Origin of the sequence: Silvimonas iriomotensis (genome assembly GCF_014645535.1) — a bacterium.
In the GTDB taxonomy this organism is placed as follows: Bacteria; Pseudomonadota; Gammaproteobacteria; order Burkholderiales; family Chitinibacteraceae; genus Silvimonas; species Silvimonas iriomotensis.
The window spans coordinates 97195-110854 of sequence record NZ_BMLX01000009.1 but is presented as its reverse complement, the minus strand read 5'-3'; the positions used below and the strand labels follow the sequence as shown (position 1 = coordinate 110854).

General features: G+C 61.8%; 13 protein-coding genes. 6 read left to right on the top strand and 7 right to left on the bottom strand.

The annotated features are described in order from the left end of the window. The first annotated feature begins 393 nt into the window (after positions 1–393). A complete protein-coding gene (locus IEX57_RS20535) occupies positions 394–1362 on the top strand; it encodes a LysR substrate-binding domain-containing protein (protein WP_188707075.1) in 969 nt (322 codons plus the stop codon). Between the two features lies 1 nt (position 1363). On the opposite strand, the gene uraD is transcribed toward IEX57_RS20535, so the two are convergent. Beyond that, on the bottom strand, positions 1364–1885 hold the full coding sequence (gene uraD / locus IEX57_RS20530) for a 2-oxo-4-hydroxy-4-carboxy-5-ureidoimidazoline decarboxylase (protein ID WP_188707073.1): 522 nt from the start codon (positions 1883–1885) through the stop codon (positions 1364–1366). 229 nt (positions 1886–2114) lie between these two features. Between uraD and uraH the strand changes: the two genes are divergently transcribed. Both uraH and IEX57_RS20520 read left to right on the top strand, forming a co-directional pair. After that, complete coding sequence (uraH, locus tag IEX57_RS20525; RefSeq protein WP_188707071.1) at positions 2115–2468, top strand: hydroxyisourate hydrolase; 354 nt, start codon at positions 2115–2117, stop codon at positions 2466–2468. 6 nt (positions 2469–2474) lie between these two features. Continuing rightward, positions 2475–3665 (top strand): urate hydroxylase PuuD, encoded by a 1191-nt coding sequence (locus IEX57_RS20520; RefSeq protein ID WP_188707069.1) that lies wholly within the window; start codon positions 2475–2477, stop codon positions 3663–3665. 9 nt (positions 3666–3674) lie between these two features. Here IEX57_RS20520 and IEX57_RS20515 read toward each other — a convergent pair whose 3' ends face one another. After that, a complete protein-coding gene (locus IEX57_RS20515) occupies positions 3675–4061 on the bottom strand; it encodes an MAPEG family protein (protein ID WP_188707067.1) in 387 nt (128 codons plus the stop codon). Positions 4062–4198: 137 nt separating this feature from the next. Here IEX57_RS20515 and IEX57_RS20510 point away from each other — a divergent pair, with 137 nt between their 5' ends. Beyond that, positions 4199–4702 (top strand): GFA family protein, encoded by a 504-nt coding sequence (locus IEX57_RS20510; protein WP_188707066.1) that lies wholly within the window; start codon positions 4199–4201, stop codon positions 4700–4702. An 8-nt stretch (positions 4703–4710) separates the two neighbouring features. Here the strand turns inward: IEX57_RS20510 and IEX57_RS20505 are convergent, their stop codons facing one another. The 5 genes from IEX57_RS20505 to xdhA all read right to left on the bottom strand — a co-directional run bounded on the left by IEX57_RS20505 (position 4711) and on the right by xdhA (position 11303). Continuing rightward, entirely contained in the window at positions 4711–4998 is a 288-nt protein-coding gene (locus IEX57_RS20505; protein ID WP_229709156.1) for a 2OG-Fe(II) oxygenase family protein, read from the bottom strand. A gap of 89 nt (positions 4999–5087) precedes the next feature. Beyond that, positions 5088–6398, bottom strand: coding sequence for a guanine deaminase (gene guaD, locus IEX57_RS20500; protein WP_188707063.1), 1311 nt, complete (start codon positions 6396–6398; stop codon positions 5088–5090). A 68-nt stretch (positions 6399–6466) separates the two neighbouring features. Then, on the bottom strand, positions 6467–7504 hold the full coding sequence (gene xdhC / locus IEX57_RS20495) for a xanthine dehydrogenase accessory protein XdhC (RefSeq protein ID WP_188707061.1): 1038 nt from the start codon (positions 7502–7504) through the stop codon (positions 6467–6469). Beyond that, positions 7501–9843: a xanthine dehydrogenase molybdopterin binding subunit gene (xdhB, locus tag IEX57_RS20490; protein WP_188707059.1), complete on the bottom strand. Its 2343-nt coding sequence runs from the start codon at positions 9841–9843 to the stop codon at positions 7501–7503. The genes xdhC and xdhB overlap by 4 nt, the downstream gene beginning before the upstream one ends. Further along, positions 9840–11303: a xanthine dehydrogenase small subunit gene (gene xdhA / locus IEX57_RS20485; RefSeq protein ID WP_188707057.1), complete on the bottom strand. Its 1464-nt coding sequence runs from the start codon at positions 11301–11303 to the stop codon at positions 9840–9842. The genes xdhB and xdhA overlap by 4 nt, the downstream gene beginning before the upstream one ends. 377 nt (positions 11304–11680) lie before the next feature. Between xdhA and IEX57_RS20480 the strand changes: the two genes are divergently transcribed. Both IEX57_RS20480 and hutC read left to right on the top strand, forming a co-directional pair. Continuing rightward, positions 11681–12865 (top strand): GGDEF domain-containing protein, encoded by a 1185-nt coding sequence (locus tag IEX57_RS20480; RefSeq protein ID WP_188707056.1) that lies wholly within the window; start codon positions 11681–11683, stop codon positions 12863–12865. 59 nt (positions 12866–12924) lie between these two features. Then, on the top strand, positions 12925–13629 hold the full coding sequence (gene hutC, locus IEX57_RS20475; protein ID WP_188707054.1) for a histidine utilization transcriptional repressor HutC: 705 nt from the start codon (positions 12925–12927) through the stop codon (positions 13627–13629). The last annotated feature ends 31 nt before the right edge of the window (positions 13630–13660 follow it).

The window sequence follows — 13660 nt, the reverse complement described above, 5'->3', positions numbered from 1 at the left end:
TTGCCACATCCACTACGAAACCTGCTAGACTCTTCGTTTTCGCTGTTTCGCTGTTGTGTCTGCAGCGGAGAAACCGAACTATACGGACCTCCCCGACACCCGTCAACACCCTCCTGCAATATTTCCTCTTCTTGTCCATCAAAGTGCTGATTTGAAAGCGATCTTTTGTGACAAAAAGATTTCCCGCCCGGTTTGACCTGCTTCTACCCCCTGTATCTACGCCCTGTTAGCGCCGCTGTGCCGGCCGTTTGCACCACATTGGCACATGTCTTTGCGCGCACCGGCGCTATATATCTATCTGGATGTACGTAATCAGTCAGTCCTGATGACTTTGCGGTCTGGCTGGAACGGCGTTTGCTTTTATGGATTCATCCAACGAGCAAGGAGCCAGTCATGGCCGGGCAATATGCGTGGGAATCAATCGATGTACATCTGTTGCGCGTGCTGCATGCGCTGTTGACCGAATGCAGCGTGTCCAATGCCGCGCGCCGGCTTAACCAGTCGCAACCGGCGGTGAGTACTGCGCTGCGGCGTCTGCGTGACATGCTGGGTGATCAGTTGCTGGTGCGCAGCCGCAATGGCATGACGCCGACTGAACGCGGGATGGCGTTGCTGGAGCCGGTGAAGATTGCCCTGCAGCAGATCGAGACCATCGCCATGCAGCAGGTGAAGTTTGATGCCGCCCAGTCCCGCCGCATCTTCAACATTGCAACGCCGGATTATCTGAATGCCACGCTGATTGCCCAGATCGTCGCCCGCTTGCGCAAACTGGCGCCGCAGTCGCAAGTGGCGTTTCACTCGCTGGGGCAGGATTACGATTATGTGCGTGCGCTGGAGAACGGTGATCTGGATGCGGTGATTGGCAACTGGCCGCAACCGCCAGAACATCTGCGCATGCTGCCCTTGTTTGAAGATGAGGTGGTGTGTCTGATGCGGGAAGATCACCCGCTGGCGGGCCGCAAGCTCACCATCACTGAATATGCAGAAGCAGAGCATCTGGTACCCAACCCCTATTCTGTGGGTCAGCGCGGGGTGATTGATCTGCATCTGGCGCGTGAGCGACTCAAGCGCAATGTAGTGGCTTACGTGCCCTACTTTAATCTGGTGCCTTATCTATTAATGCAGACAGAGATGATCTTCTCTGGCCCGCGCATGTTTGCCGAGTATTTCTGCGACCACATGCCGCTGGCGATGTCTCAGGCGCCGATCGAGTTTCCGCGCATGCAGTTCTATATGTTGTGGCATGACCGCAGCCATCATGGCGAGGAATGCCGCTGGTTCCGCGAACAGGTGGCCAGCGTGGCCCGCAGCTATGGCGCCAGCATGCTTGAAGCACGGGCCAGACAACTGGCTGCGGCCTGACTTAATGATCCGCAAGACGCTGGGCCAGACGCAGGGCTGCTATGCGGTCGATCTGGTTCAGCGCTTCGGCCATTTCTGCGGGCGCGTCATGCGCCAGGCGTTCCTGCATGCGGGCAATGATGGTGGCGCGGTCCAGCCCACGCACGGCAATCACAAAGGGAAAGCCAAACTTCTGTTGCCAGGCCGCGTTGAGCAACTGGATCTGCGCGAACTCCTCCGCCGAACATTGATCAAGCCCGGCGCCGGCTTGTTCTGACCGGGAATCCTGCGTGAGTTCGCCACGCACCGCCGCGCGACCTACCAGCTCAGGGTGGGCGCGAATCAGCGCCAGCTGCTGATCTGCGCCGGCTGCGCGCATGCTCTGGCTCAAGGCCGTCTGCAAAGCCGCCACGCTGGTAAAGGGTCTGGCTTGCCAGGCATCGGCGGCCACCCAGGGCGAGTGCTCATACAAATCGCCCAGGGCAGCGACAAACTCTGGCTGCGAGAACGTGGATAAACCGGCAAGAGTATAAAGGGTGGCCATGGAGACTCCGGGTCAGGCGTGCCGTGTTGTTCAACTGTATGAGACACGACCCGGCTTCAACAAGGTGATGTCGTTTATAGAGTTCCTGTCTGCCGCCACATGAGCGCGCCAGTGCCGCCACGCCGCGCTATCTGGCCGCAGGCATAGTCGTTATGCACCGCAGGGGGCCCGGCGATGCCGCGCCGGGCTTCTATAATCGACTACGTCTCCTCACGGATCTGGCAGGCATATGGGCAAGCTCTCGGTTCATGTTCTGGATACAGCGCACGGCCAGCCGGCGGGGGGCATGCGCCTGCGCTTGCTGCGCATTACCCCGGCGGGCCCGCAAAGCGTGTTTGAGGGGCATACCAATAAAGATGGCCGCGTCGATCAGCCGCTGTTGAGCGGCGATTTGTTCACCGCCGGTGTCTATGAACTGCAGTTTGAAGTCGCCGCCTATTTCAGGCTGCAGCGCGTGGCCCTGCCCGATCCTCCGTTCCTGGATATTGTTGTGCTGCGTTTTGGCATTGCCAATCCGGCTGCAGGCTATCACGTGCCACTGCTGGTCTCGCCGTGGAGCTACTCCACCTACCGCGGGAGCTAGGCGCCGATGGATGCCAGCTACGTGATCGAATGCGCGTCCATGCTGTTGCGCTGGATGCATGTCATCTTTGCCATTGCCTGGGTGGGCTCTTCTTTTTATTTCATCTGGCTGGATAACAGCCTGAAAGCGCCGGTTGATCCGGTCTTGATTGAGAAAGGCGTGGGCGGCGAATTGTGGGCGGTGCATGGCGGCGGCTTTTATAACCCGCAAAAATACCTGCTGGCCCCCCGCCAGTTGCCGGATGAACTGCACTGGTTCAAATGGGAGTCTTATTCAACCTGGTTGTCCGGCTTCTTTTTGATGGGGGCGCTGTATTACTCCCAGGCCGGGGTTTACATGATCGACGCCAACAGCGCGATCCAGACGCCAGGCGCCGCCGTGCTGACCGGGATGGCCACGCTGGTGACGGGCTGGCTGGTGTACGACGGGCTGTGCCGCTTGCTGTTCAATCGCAGCCCTTTATTGTTTGGTGCGATCTACTACGGCTTTGTGGTCATCACGGGGTTTGTGCTGTGCCATTTACTCTCTGGCCGCGCGGCGTTTTTGCATGTCGGGGCGATGATCGCCACCACGATGAGCGCCAATGTGTTTTTCTGGATCATTCCGGGCCAGAAAAAAATGGTGGCCGCCATGCGCGCCGGCCAGACCCCGGAGCCCGTGCACGGCAAACGCGGCAAGCAGCGCAGTGTGCACAACAACTATCTGGTGTTGCCCGTCATCTTTTGCATGCTGAGCAACCACTACGCATTTATATATAGCGGCCCGCAACCGGGGCTGACGCTGGCGGTGCTGCTGCTGGCGGCGGCGCTGACCCGGCATTTTTTCAATTTGCGGCACAAGGGGATCTATCGCTGGCAATACCCGGCCGCGGGGCTGATCCTGCTATTGGCGGTATTCATCACCCACGCGCCCAAAGCGCAACCGACCACCGCCCAGAGCGCACGCACCACCACGCTGGTAGATATCCGCCCGATCATTGCCGACCGCTGCATGGCCTGTCATTCAGAAAAACCCACCCGGATGCCCAGCGCCCCCAATGGCATCAAATTTGATACGGACGACGCCGTGCGCGCCAATGCGCCCAAAATCTTCCAGCAGGTGGTGCAGATGAAAGCCATGCCACTGGGGAACCTGACCGGAATGACCGACGCCGAACGGGCGCAGTTCGCGCAGTGGTTCAAAGACGGCGCCAGATGAGCGACTGGATCAGAACAGCGCCGCCAGCACCATGACAAGGCCCAGCATGGACACCACCCAGGCCAGCGAACGCAGCCAGGGTACGCCAAAGGCATAGAGCGGCAGATAGGCCACGCGCGCCCAGAAATAGATCAGGCAGCCCCATTCAGTCTGGGCGGATTCCCGCGCCAGGACATGCGCCAGCAACACCGCCGCCGCAAAAAAGGGCCAGGTTTCCATATAGTTGCGCTGCGCCCGCGCCAGCCGCCCGGCCAGGCCCTGTTGTGGCTGGCCTTCATCCCGCGGGCCGGCAGTCCACATGACGCCCTCGGATTTGAGAATCACGCAGGCATACGCCATCAGATAGACAAGGCCCAGCGCGATACTCCAGACCAGCCATTGCAATTGCAGATTCATCCGTGCTCCTTGTTCATAAGATGACGTCAGACCTGTCCGCCAGGCCGACAGGTGCTGCGCCGGACCGCGAAACGCAGCGCCGCACGCCATACTGTTTACAGGCGCGGCGTGTGCCGCAAGCGGAAAAGGAAAAAGCCATGTTGCTTGAAGGTTCCTGCCAGTGCGGCGCGGTCAGTTTTACCGTCCAGTGCCCGCATCCCCTGCCTTACCAGCGCTGCTATTGCAGCATTTGCCGCAAAACCCAGGGCGGCGGCGGTTATGCCATCAACCTGGGCGCGCTGGCCGATACGCTGGACGTGCACGGTCGCGAGCACATTCGCATGTATCACGCGCGGGTGAAAAATCCGGAAGATGCGCGCACGCATATCAGCAGCGCCGAGCGGCATTTTTGCGGCGAATGCGGTACGGCCTTGTGGGTGTACGACGCGCAATGGCCAGAGTTGATCCACCCGTTCGCTTCGGCCATTGATACGCCCTTGCCCGCCACACCAGAAACCGTGCATATGATGCTGGAATTCAAACCGGACTGGGTGGTGGCAGATATCAAGCCGCAGGATCAGCAGTTCCAGCGTTATTCCAGCGAATCCATTGCCGAATTCCACCAGCGCGTTGGCGGCGTGTCGTCAGATGAACCAGGCTAAGGCAGAAGTTATTTGCACACCCAGCCCACCGACAACACATAGCGGCTGCCGCCTTCCACCCGCGTCACGCTGTGCTCGCACGCATCCGGCCGGAACAATTTGATGCGGCGTGACGCATAGATGGGCGTGGCACAGACAAACTCGCCCCCGGCGCGCGGCGCTTTGAGAATGATGTTCAGCCGGTAATGACGGCCGTCCTGCACCGGATCGGTATGCGGTGGAATATGCGCGCCTTCCGGATAGCGGATCAGATAGCTGTCAAACGGAATGGGCCAGCGCGCGGTGAACAGCAGCATCTTGTCGTAACCGGAGCCCTGCCGACCCCGCTGCCAGCGAAAAGCGGTAGTCAGGTAACTGCACCAGCGCGCCCGAAGGGTGGCCCCGATCAATGTGCGCGCTGCCCCATGATGTAGGTTGCCGCCACGCAGCGCTCGTCGCCCAGCGTGGTCAGCGCAAACAGGCGCTCGGCCAGCGTGCGGGCGCGCGCCATGCGAAACGCCAGCTCCGGCGTGGCATCCAGTTTGAGGACGATGAAGTCCCCTTCCCGCCCCGGCGCGAAATTGCCGATGACTTCATCCAGATAAAGCGCCCGCGCACCGCCCAGCGTGGCCAGATACCAGCCGCGCATGGGAGACAACGGGTGATGCCGCGCCTGCGAGACCTTGTAGGCCTCGGCCAGCGTGCGGATCATGCTCAGGGAGGTGCCGCCGCCCACATCCGTCGCCAGCCCGACGCGAACTCCGGCGCCTGCCACGCTGTGGTAATCGAACATGCCACTCCCCAGGAACAGATTGGATGTCGGGCAGAAGGCCGCCGCCGTGCCGCTGGCCGCCATGGCCGCCTGTTCACGGTCGGTCAGATGAATGCAGTGCCCGTAGATCGTGCGCGGGCCGGTCAGGCCGAAGTGTTCGTAGACATCCAGATAATCGCGCTGTTGCGGGAATAACTCGGCTACCCAGGCGACTTCCTTGTCGTTTTCTGCCAGATGCGACTGCACATGCAGGTCTGGCTTTGAGCGATACAACTCGCCGGCAATGCCCAGTTGTTCCGGGGTGGAAGTCGGCGCAAAGCGTGGCGTGATCGTGTAGCGCAGCCGGCCCTTGCCGTGCCAGCGGCTGATCAGGTCTGCGCTGTCCCGGCCCGATTGTTCCGCGGTATCGCGCACTTCGGGCGGGCAGTATCTATCCATCATGGCTTTGCCGCAGAGCATGCGCAGTCCGCGCTGCGCCGCTTCTGCCATAAAGGCATCGACCGATTGCGGATGCACGCTGCCAAAGACCGAGGCCGTGGTTGTGCCATGCGCCAGCAAGCGCTCGATCACAAACTTTGCGGTAACGCGGGCGACGTCCGGATCAGCAAACGCGGCTTCAGCCGGGAAGGTGTAATCGTTCAGCCAGTCCAGCAGGCGGCAACCAAAAGAGCCGATCATGCCCGCCTGAACGTAATGCATATGGGTATCGACAAGGCCTGGCAAGATCAGCTGGCCGCTGTGATCCGCCCAGGTTGCATGCTCACGCGCGGCGGCCGGGATCTCGCCCAGTTGTTGCCAGTTTCCCGTGCCTTGCACGATGCCGTCCGCCAGCCACAGGTAGCCGTCGTCCAGATACTGGAACGCCTCCGCATCCGGGTACTGCGCGGGGTCCTGCAGAAAATGCAGGATGCTGCCACGGACGATGAGATGAGCGGGAGATGCCATATAGATATGATAGTTGGATTCGGGTTGTCGTGGGCGCGATCAATGCCGCCCGCACGCACGGGGCTGATTCACACGCGCTCTGAGGATTGATTCGGCGGCGGGTCAGCCAGGGTGTGATCATTGGATGTATGCGCCAGCCGCCGGCCCAGCACCCGTCTTCGCTCCCGCACTTGCAACAATTGCGCGGCCACGGCAATGGCAATGGCGGCAGGCTCTTTGGTGGTGATGCCGGGCACGCCGATCGGGCAGATCATTTCTTTGAAGCGCGCCACCGGCACGCCGCGATCCCGCAGGCGATGCTCGAAAGTAACCCTTTTGCTGTGCGAACCAATCATGCCGAAGTAGTCAAAATCATCCCGCTTGAAGATGGCCTGGCACAGTTCGAAATCCAGCGCGTGGTTATGCGTCATCAGCAAAAAGCAGGTGCCGGGCGCTGCGGCGGCGATATCGGCCTGCGGCGTATCGGTGGCGATGCATTGCACGTTATCGGGCCAGATAGCCATGTCGCCAAACAGCGTCTCGCGCTCATCAATCCACTGCAGTCTGATGCCCAGCGGCGCCAGCACATGCACCAGCGCCGCGCCGACGTGGCCCGCGCCGAACAACATGACGGTAAACGGGTGCGGCAACCAGGTCTGCGTCAGCGACCAGGCTTTCAGATCCCCTTCCAGCGTGGTCGTTGCGCTGTGATCCGTGGCCGGCACGTTGTGCCAGTCCGAACCCTGACCAGTGCTACGTAACTGCCGCGTCACCACTGCGCCCTCGCGTAGCGCCAGCGCCCGTTGTTGCCATGCGGACGCCTCTGTCGCGCTGATGCGTTCCAGCGCCAGCCAGACCACGCCGCCGCAACACTGACCCAGTCTGGCGCCCAGGCTGAAACGCAACAGCGCCTGCTGCGGGCCGCCTGCCAGCAGCACCCGCGCCATGGTGATGGCTTCCCATTCCAGATGGCCGCCGCCGATGGTGTCGTGCGTATCGGCGGGCCCCACCAGCATGACCGTACCGGCATCGCGCGGGGTGGAGCCCTCGGCCCGGGCGACAGTCACCAGCACTTGATCGTCGCCCTGCGCCAGCCGCCGGGCGAGTTGCTGCATCCAGTGGCTCATGCGCCCTCCCGCCCGTGTCTGAGTGCGCGCAAGATGCTTTCCGGCGTGGCCGGAGCCACCAGGGGCGGGCGGCTGCCCGGGCCACACGCGGCGGCGACGGCATCGCGCACCGCAAAAAACACAGACAGCGCCAGCATGAGCGGCGGCTCGCCCACGGCTTTGGAGCGGTAGATGGACTCCTCCAGATTCTCGCCGTCAAACAGCGCCACGTTGAAGACTTCCGGCACATCAAAACCGGTGGGGATTTTGTAGGTCGACGGCGCATGGCTATTCAGCCGTCCGCGCTGGGCACCGGCTTGCTGCCAGCACAATTCCTCGGACGTCAGCCAGCCCATGCCCTGAATAAAGCCGCCCTCGATCTGGCCGGTATCCAGCGCCGGGTTAATCGAGCGCCCGACATCATGCAAGATGTCGGCGCGCAAGACTTTCATCTCGCCGGTCAATGTATCAATGGCGACTTCGCTTACCGCGGCGCCGTAGGCAAAGTAAAAGAACGGGCGCCCGGTGCGGGTGGCCGGGTCCCAGTGGATTTTGGGTGTGCGGTAATAACCATCGCTCCATAACTGGATGCGTGCGGCATAGGCGCGGCGGGTGATATCGGCAAAATCTTCAGAAAACCCGGGCGCGTAGACGCGGCCATCGACAAAGCGCACCTGCTCTGGCTGGCATTCACTTAACTGGGCGACCAGCGCTGCCAGTCGGCCACGGATGGTCATGGCCGCTGCATGCACGGCCTGGCCGTTGATGTCAGTCCCGCTGGATGCCGCCGTGGCCGAGGTATTGGGCACCCGGGAGGTATCGGTTGCGGTAAAGCGGATGTCGGCCACGGGCAGGCCGAATACTTCGGCCACGATCTGGCGGATTTTGGTGTACAGCCCCTGCCCCATTTCCGTACCGCCATGCGTGACCAGCACCGTGCCATCGGCATACACCATGACCACCGCGCCGGCCTGGTTGAACAGCGTGGCGTTGAACGAGATACCGAACTTCACCGGCGTCAGTGCCAGCCCGCGCTTGATCACGGGGCTATTGGCGTTGAAGGTCGCCATGGCTTTGCGACGGGCGTGGTAGTCGCTGGTCTCTACCAGTTGCGCCAGCAACTGCGGCAGGATGTTGTCCTCGACAGTCATGCCGTAATGCGTCACGTTGCGTTCGTGCCCGGCGGCCGGGCCGTAGAGATTACGCTGGCGCACCGCCAGTGGATCAAGCCGCAAGTGGCGCGCCACGTCATCCATGATGCTTTCAATCATGAACATGCCCTGCGGGCCACCAAAACCCCGGAACGCCGTGGCGGAAACCGTGTTGGTCTTGCAGCGCAAACTGCGAATGGCCACGGCGTCCAGGTAGTAGGCGTTATCCAGATGACACAGCGCCCGGTCATTCACCGGCCCGGACAAATCGGCCGAAAACCCGCAATTGGACGCCAGTTCGATCTTCACCCCCTGCAGCAGACCGTACTCGTCAAAGCCCGCTTCCCAATGACACTGAAACGGATGCCGCTTGCCGGTGATGGTGATGTCGTCGTCGCGATCCAGCCGCAATTTCACCGGCCGCCCGGTCTGCCAGGCCAGCAGGGCAGCCAGACAAGCCCACTGGCCCGATTGCGATTCTTTACCGCCAAAGCCACCGCCCAGGCGCCGGCATTCCACGCTGACCTGATGCGAGCGCCAGCCCAGCGCATGCGCCACCAGGTGCTGCATTTCGGTTGGATGCTGAGTGGAGCAATACACATGCAGGCTGTCATCGGGCCGGGGCACGGCATAGGCAATTTGCCCTTCCAGATAAAAATGTTCCTGCCCGCCCACTTTGGCAAAACCCGTCAGGCAGTGCGGCGCGGCGGCCAGCGCGCTGGCGGCATCACCGCGCGCCATCTCTGCCGGCGGCAACACCCAGGACTGCGCGGCAATGGCTTCGTCCATGTCCAGAATCGCCGGCAGCGATTCGTATTCAATCTTCGCCAGCCGCACCGCGCGGCGGGCGACCTCATGCGAGCGTGCCGCCACGGCAAAAAGTGGTTGTCCGTAAAACTGGATGTCGTTGTCGGCCAGAATGGGTTCATCGTGAATCACGACGCCACAGTTGTTGGCGCCAGGAATATCACTGGCCATGATCACCGCCTGCACGCCCGGATATGCGCGCACGGCATCCAGCTCCATGCGGATCACCCGGCCGTGGGCAATGCTCGACAGGCCCAGCGCGGCATGCAGGGTTCCGGTCAGTTCCGGCAAGTCATCGGTATAGGCCGCCGTACCGGTGACATGCAGCGTGGCGCTTTCATGCGGCAACGACTTGCCGACCTGGGTGCCTGCGGGTGGGCCGGGATCACGCTGCATGTTCATGCGCTCACCTCATGAATCTGGCCAAGGCGGGTGATCGCGACACCGGCGCCGGTTTCCAGCCAGAAACGGCGCAGCAGACTGGCGGCGATCTCTTTGCGGTAGTCGGCGCTGGCGCGCAGATCAGTCAGTGGCTGGTAGTCATCTGCCAGCGCCTGCACGGCGGCTTCGGCGGTATCGGCATTCCAGCGCTGCCCGATCAGCGCCATTTCTGCGTTGGGCGCGCGTTTGGGCGTCGCGGCCATGCCGCCAAACGCAATGCGGGCATCGCCAATCAGCCCGTGCCGGTCTACTTGCAGCATGAACGCACCGCACACGGCAGAAATATCCTGTTCGTAGCGTTTGGAGACTTTCCAGGTGCGGAACAACCGGCCCTGCGCCGGGGCATCGGGCACGCAGATTTTCTCCAGAATCTCACCCGGTTCCAGCGCGTTTTGCTGATAGCCCAGATAAAACGCTTCCAGCGGCAATTCGCGCCGGTAGTCGCCGCCCCACAAAACCAGCCGCGCTCCCAGCGCCATCAAGGCCGGCATGCTGTCGCCAATGGGCGAGCCGTTCACCACATTGCCGCCCAGTGTCCCGGCATTGCGTACCGGTACCGAGGCAAACCGCCGCGCCAGCTCCAGCCATTGCGGCTCTTGCTGGATCAGCGCGGCAAAGGCATCAGCCAGCGCCACGCCGGCGCCAATCTCCAGCCCTTGTTCCACGGTTTCAATGCGTTTGAGTTCTGCGATCTGGCCCAGATAAATCACGTCGCCCAGTTCCCGCAATTGTTTGGTCACCCACAAACCGACATCCGTCGATCCCGCCAGCAATTTGGCATGCGGGTGCTCGGCGCGGAGCAACAGCAACTCGCTCAGCCGGCGCGGGGCAAAAAAGTGATGGCCGTGCGACTGATAATGCAAGGGCGGCAACAAAGCCAGCCTGGCCAGCGCCGACAGAATCGGCGCGGTATCCAGCGCTTTGCGCGGCAAGGCATACGCCGCCTTTGCGGCATCCAGAATCGGCCGATAGCCTGTGCAGCGGCACAGGTTGCCAGAGATCGCATCGGTGATGGCCTCACGCCCCGGGCAGGTGGGCGCGTTCTGGTACATGGCCCACAGGCTCATGACAAAACCCGGCGTGCAGAAACCGCATTGCGAACCATGGCATTCGACCATGGCTTGTTGCACCGGGTGCAAATGCGCCGGGGTGCCCACGTCTTCAACGGTAAACAGCGCTTTGCCATCAAGTGTCGGCAAGAACTGGATGCAACTGTTGACCGCGCGCAGACGCAACTCGCCATCAACTTCTTCGCCCAGCACGACGGTACAGGCGCCGCAATCGCCTTCGGCACATCCTTCCTTGCTGCCGGTGCAATGCATGTCCTCCCGCAGGTGCTGCAGCACCGAGCGCGTGGGGACGGCGTTATCCACTTTGTGGATCTGCCCGCGATACCAGAACTGGATGGCGCGTGTATTCATGAAACGGGTTCCGCCCTTGATGTGAGGGAATGGATGATTTCAATCTAACACTTCATACCGCGATGACTGCCCCGCCAGGGCGTATAACCGTTATTCGGTTGCGGGCATGTGTACGACCGCTCGCGGAACCACCTTGCACGGTGTCACTGGCGCCGGCTGCCGCCCGGGACGATGCTGATGATCAGGCCCGCGGCACCACAGGCCGCTCAAGCCATCACACCAGCACGGTTTTTCTGTTCGCTGCACGATACATGTTTGCGCCAGCAGGACGAATTTTGCACACGCGTCAATCCGCCGTTGCCACAATGACGGATGCATAACCATTTCATAAAATACACCTTGATCAATCAGGCCGGCAGTCGTAGCCGGAACAAAGCATGACGAGCCCCGCCTTTCTTATCGCTGTGACGGCACTGCTCAACTTCATGATGCTGCTGGTGCTGATGTCGTTGCGTCGCAGCGGCCTGCCCGGCGTGCGTGAATGGTTGTGGGCCAATGTGCTGGAACTGGCCGCGCTGGGTTGCTATCTGGCTTCGCCGCTGGGGTTTGCGTTCATTCCCATCGTGCTGGGCAACGCCTTGCTGGGCGCGGCGATCTGCATGTTTTATGCCGGTTGCCGCCGCTTTGCCCAGCTCAGCGTGCCGGTGCGCCCGCTTCTGATCAGCCTGGTGGTGTACACGATTATTCTGGGCGCGCTGCGTTTTTACGTGGATTACTTCAATCTGCGCGTGGTGGTAACCTCCATTTACCATGGCACGCTCGATGTCATGATTGGCTACACCATCCTGCGCCATCATCCCAAGACCCGCTCCACCCACGGCCATGACTTCACCGGTGGCTTTGCGCTGGTGCTGGCCCTGGCGTATCTGGCCCGCTGCGTGCTGTATCTGCTGCACCCGGAGCTGAAATACTGGTTCACGGATTACTCGGCGCTCAATCTGACCTTCCTGGCGCTGGGCGCAGTGGTGATCCCCGGCCTGACCATGGGCGCAGTGGTCATGGCCCATGACGCCATCTTGACTGCATCTGAAGAAGTGGCCAGCCGCGACTTCCTGACCAACGCACTCTCACGCAAGGCGTTTATCGAGCAGGCCACGCGCCAGATGGCCACGGCGGCGCGCAGCGGGCGGCCGGTATCGTTGTTGCTGCTGGATATCGATCACTTCAAATCCATCAATGACCGTTTTGGTCACGCCGTCGGCGACGAAGTCCTGCGCGATTTCACGCTGATCATGCACAGCGCCCTGCGCGCGGCAGATTGTCTTGGCCGTCTGGGCGGGGAAGAGTTCGGCCTGTTGCTTTACGGCGCCAGCCCGGCTGAAGCGCGGTCTATCTCTGAACGCCTGCGCGCACTGGTCGAGGCCAATACCATGCGCATTGGCGATAACCTGGCCTCTTACACCATGAGCGGCGGTCTGGCGCACTGGTCGGTTGAAGAGAGCCTGCAAGAACTGACGCTGCGGGCCGATACCGCGCTGTACCAGGCCAAAGACGCCGGCCGCAACCGCATTGTGGTCTCGCAACCCACCGCCCCCACCACCCCGCCCGAACACGAGCGCTGAGCCGGTAAGCGCCGGGCGCCGCATGCTATATTGCGGCGTCACCCCCGTCTGAGCCCGCCATGCCCGTTCAACGCCCCGCGCCTGCTTATGCCCGCATCAAGGACTACGTGCGGCGGCAGATTGAAACTGGCGCCTGGCCCGCTGGCAGCGTGATCCCGTCCGAACATGACCTCGTCAAACAGTTTGGCGTGTCCCGCATGACCGTACACCGGGCACTGCGTGAACTGACGGCAGACCAGTTGCTCTCCCGGGTTCAGGGCGCCGGCACGTTTGTGAACGCCAAACGCTACCAGTCCACGCTGATCCAGATCAGGAGCATTGCCGCTGAAATAGAAAGCCGCGGCGACGTGCACAGCAGCGCAGTATTACTGCTGGAGCGCACCACCGACCCCGCTGCCCTGAGCACGCTGGGTCTGACCGGCAATGAGTACGCGTATCACTCCTGTATTGTGCATTTTGAAAACGGCGAACCGATCCAGGTCGAAGACCGCTACGTCAACCCGCACCTCTACCCGCGTTATCTGGAGCAAGACTTTGCCCAGCTCACGCCCAGTGATTACATGACGCGTGAGGCCCCGCTGCAACGCGCCGAATACGTCATCACCGCGCGCCTGCCCGATGCCGGCATCCGCCAGCACCTGCGCATGCTGGCGGGCGATCCGTGTCTGGTCTTGCAGCGGCGCACCTGGGCGCATGAGCAGATCGCCACCGATGTCACGCTCTGGCATCCTGGCGCCCGCTTCCAGTTTTCCGGATCGTTCTGATCCGTTCTGCAAACCAGCGCCGCCGCCGGCC

Coding starts and splice junctions, on each gene's coding strand:
- IEX57_RS20535 (WP_188707075.1), top strand. CDS start 394: ATGGCCGGGCAATATGCGTGGGAATCAATCGATGTACATCTGTTGCGC.
- uraD (WP_188707073.1), bottom strand. CDS start 1,885: ATGGCCACCCTTTATACTCTTGCCGGTTTATCCACGTTCTCGCAGCCA.
- uraH (WP_188707071.1), top strand. CDS start 2,115: ATGGGCAAGCTCTCGGTTCATGTTCTGGATACAGCGCACGGCCAGCCG.
- IEX57_RS20520 (WP_188707069.1), top strand. CDS start 2,475: ATGGATGCCAGCTACGTGATCGAATGCGCGTCCATGCTGTTGCGCTGG.
- IEX57_RS20515 (WP_188707067.1), bottom strand. CDS start 4,061: ATGAATCTGCAATTGCAATGGCTGGTCTGGAGTATCGCGCTGGGCCTT.
- IEX57_RS20510 (WP_188707066.1), top strand. CDS start 4,199: ATGTTGCTTGAAGGTTCCTGCCAGTGCGGCGCGGTCAGTTTTACCGTC.
- IEX57_RS20505 (WP_229709156.1), bottom strand. CDS start 4,998: ATGCTGCTGTTCACCGCGCGCTGGCCCATTCCGTTTGACAGCTATCTG.
- guaD (WP_188707063.1), bottom strand. CDS start 6,398: ATGGCATCTCCCGCTCATCTCATCGTCCGTGGCAGCATCCTGCATTTT.
- xdhC (WP_188707061.1), bottom strand. CDS start 7,504: ATGAGCCACTGGATGCAGCAACTCGCCCGGCGGCTGGCGCAGGGCGAC.
- xdhB (WP_188707059.1), bottom strand. CDS start 9,843: ATGAACATGCAGCGTGATCCCGGCCCACCCGCAGGCACCCAGGTCGGC.
- xdhA (WP_188707057.1), bottom strand. CDS start 11,303: ATGAATACACGCGCCATCCAGTTCTGGTATCGCGGGCAGATCCACAAA.
- IEX57_RS20480 (WP_188707056.1), top strand. CDS start 11,681: ATGACGAGCCCCGCCTTTCTTATCGCTGTGACGGCACTGCTCAACTTC.
- hutC (WP_188707054.1), top strand. CDS start 12,925: ATGCCCGTTCAACGCCCCGCGCCTGCTTATGCCCGCATCAAGGACTAC.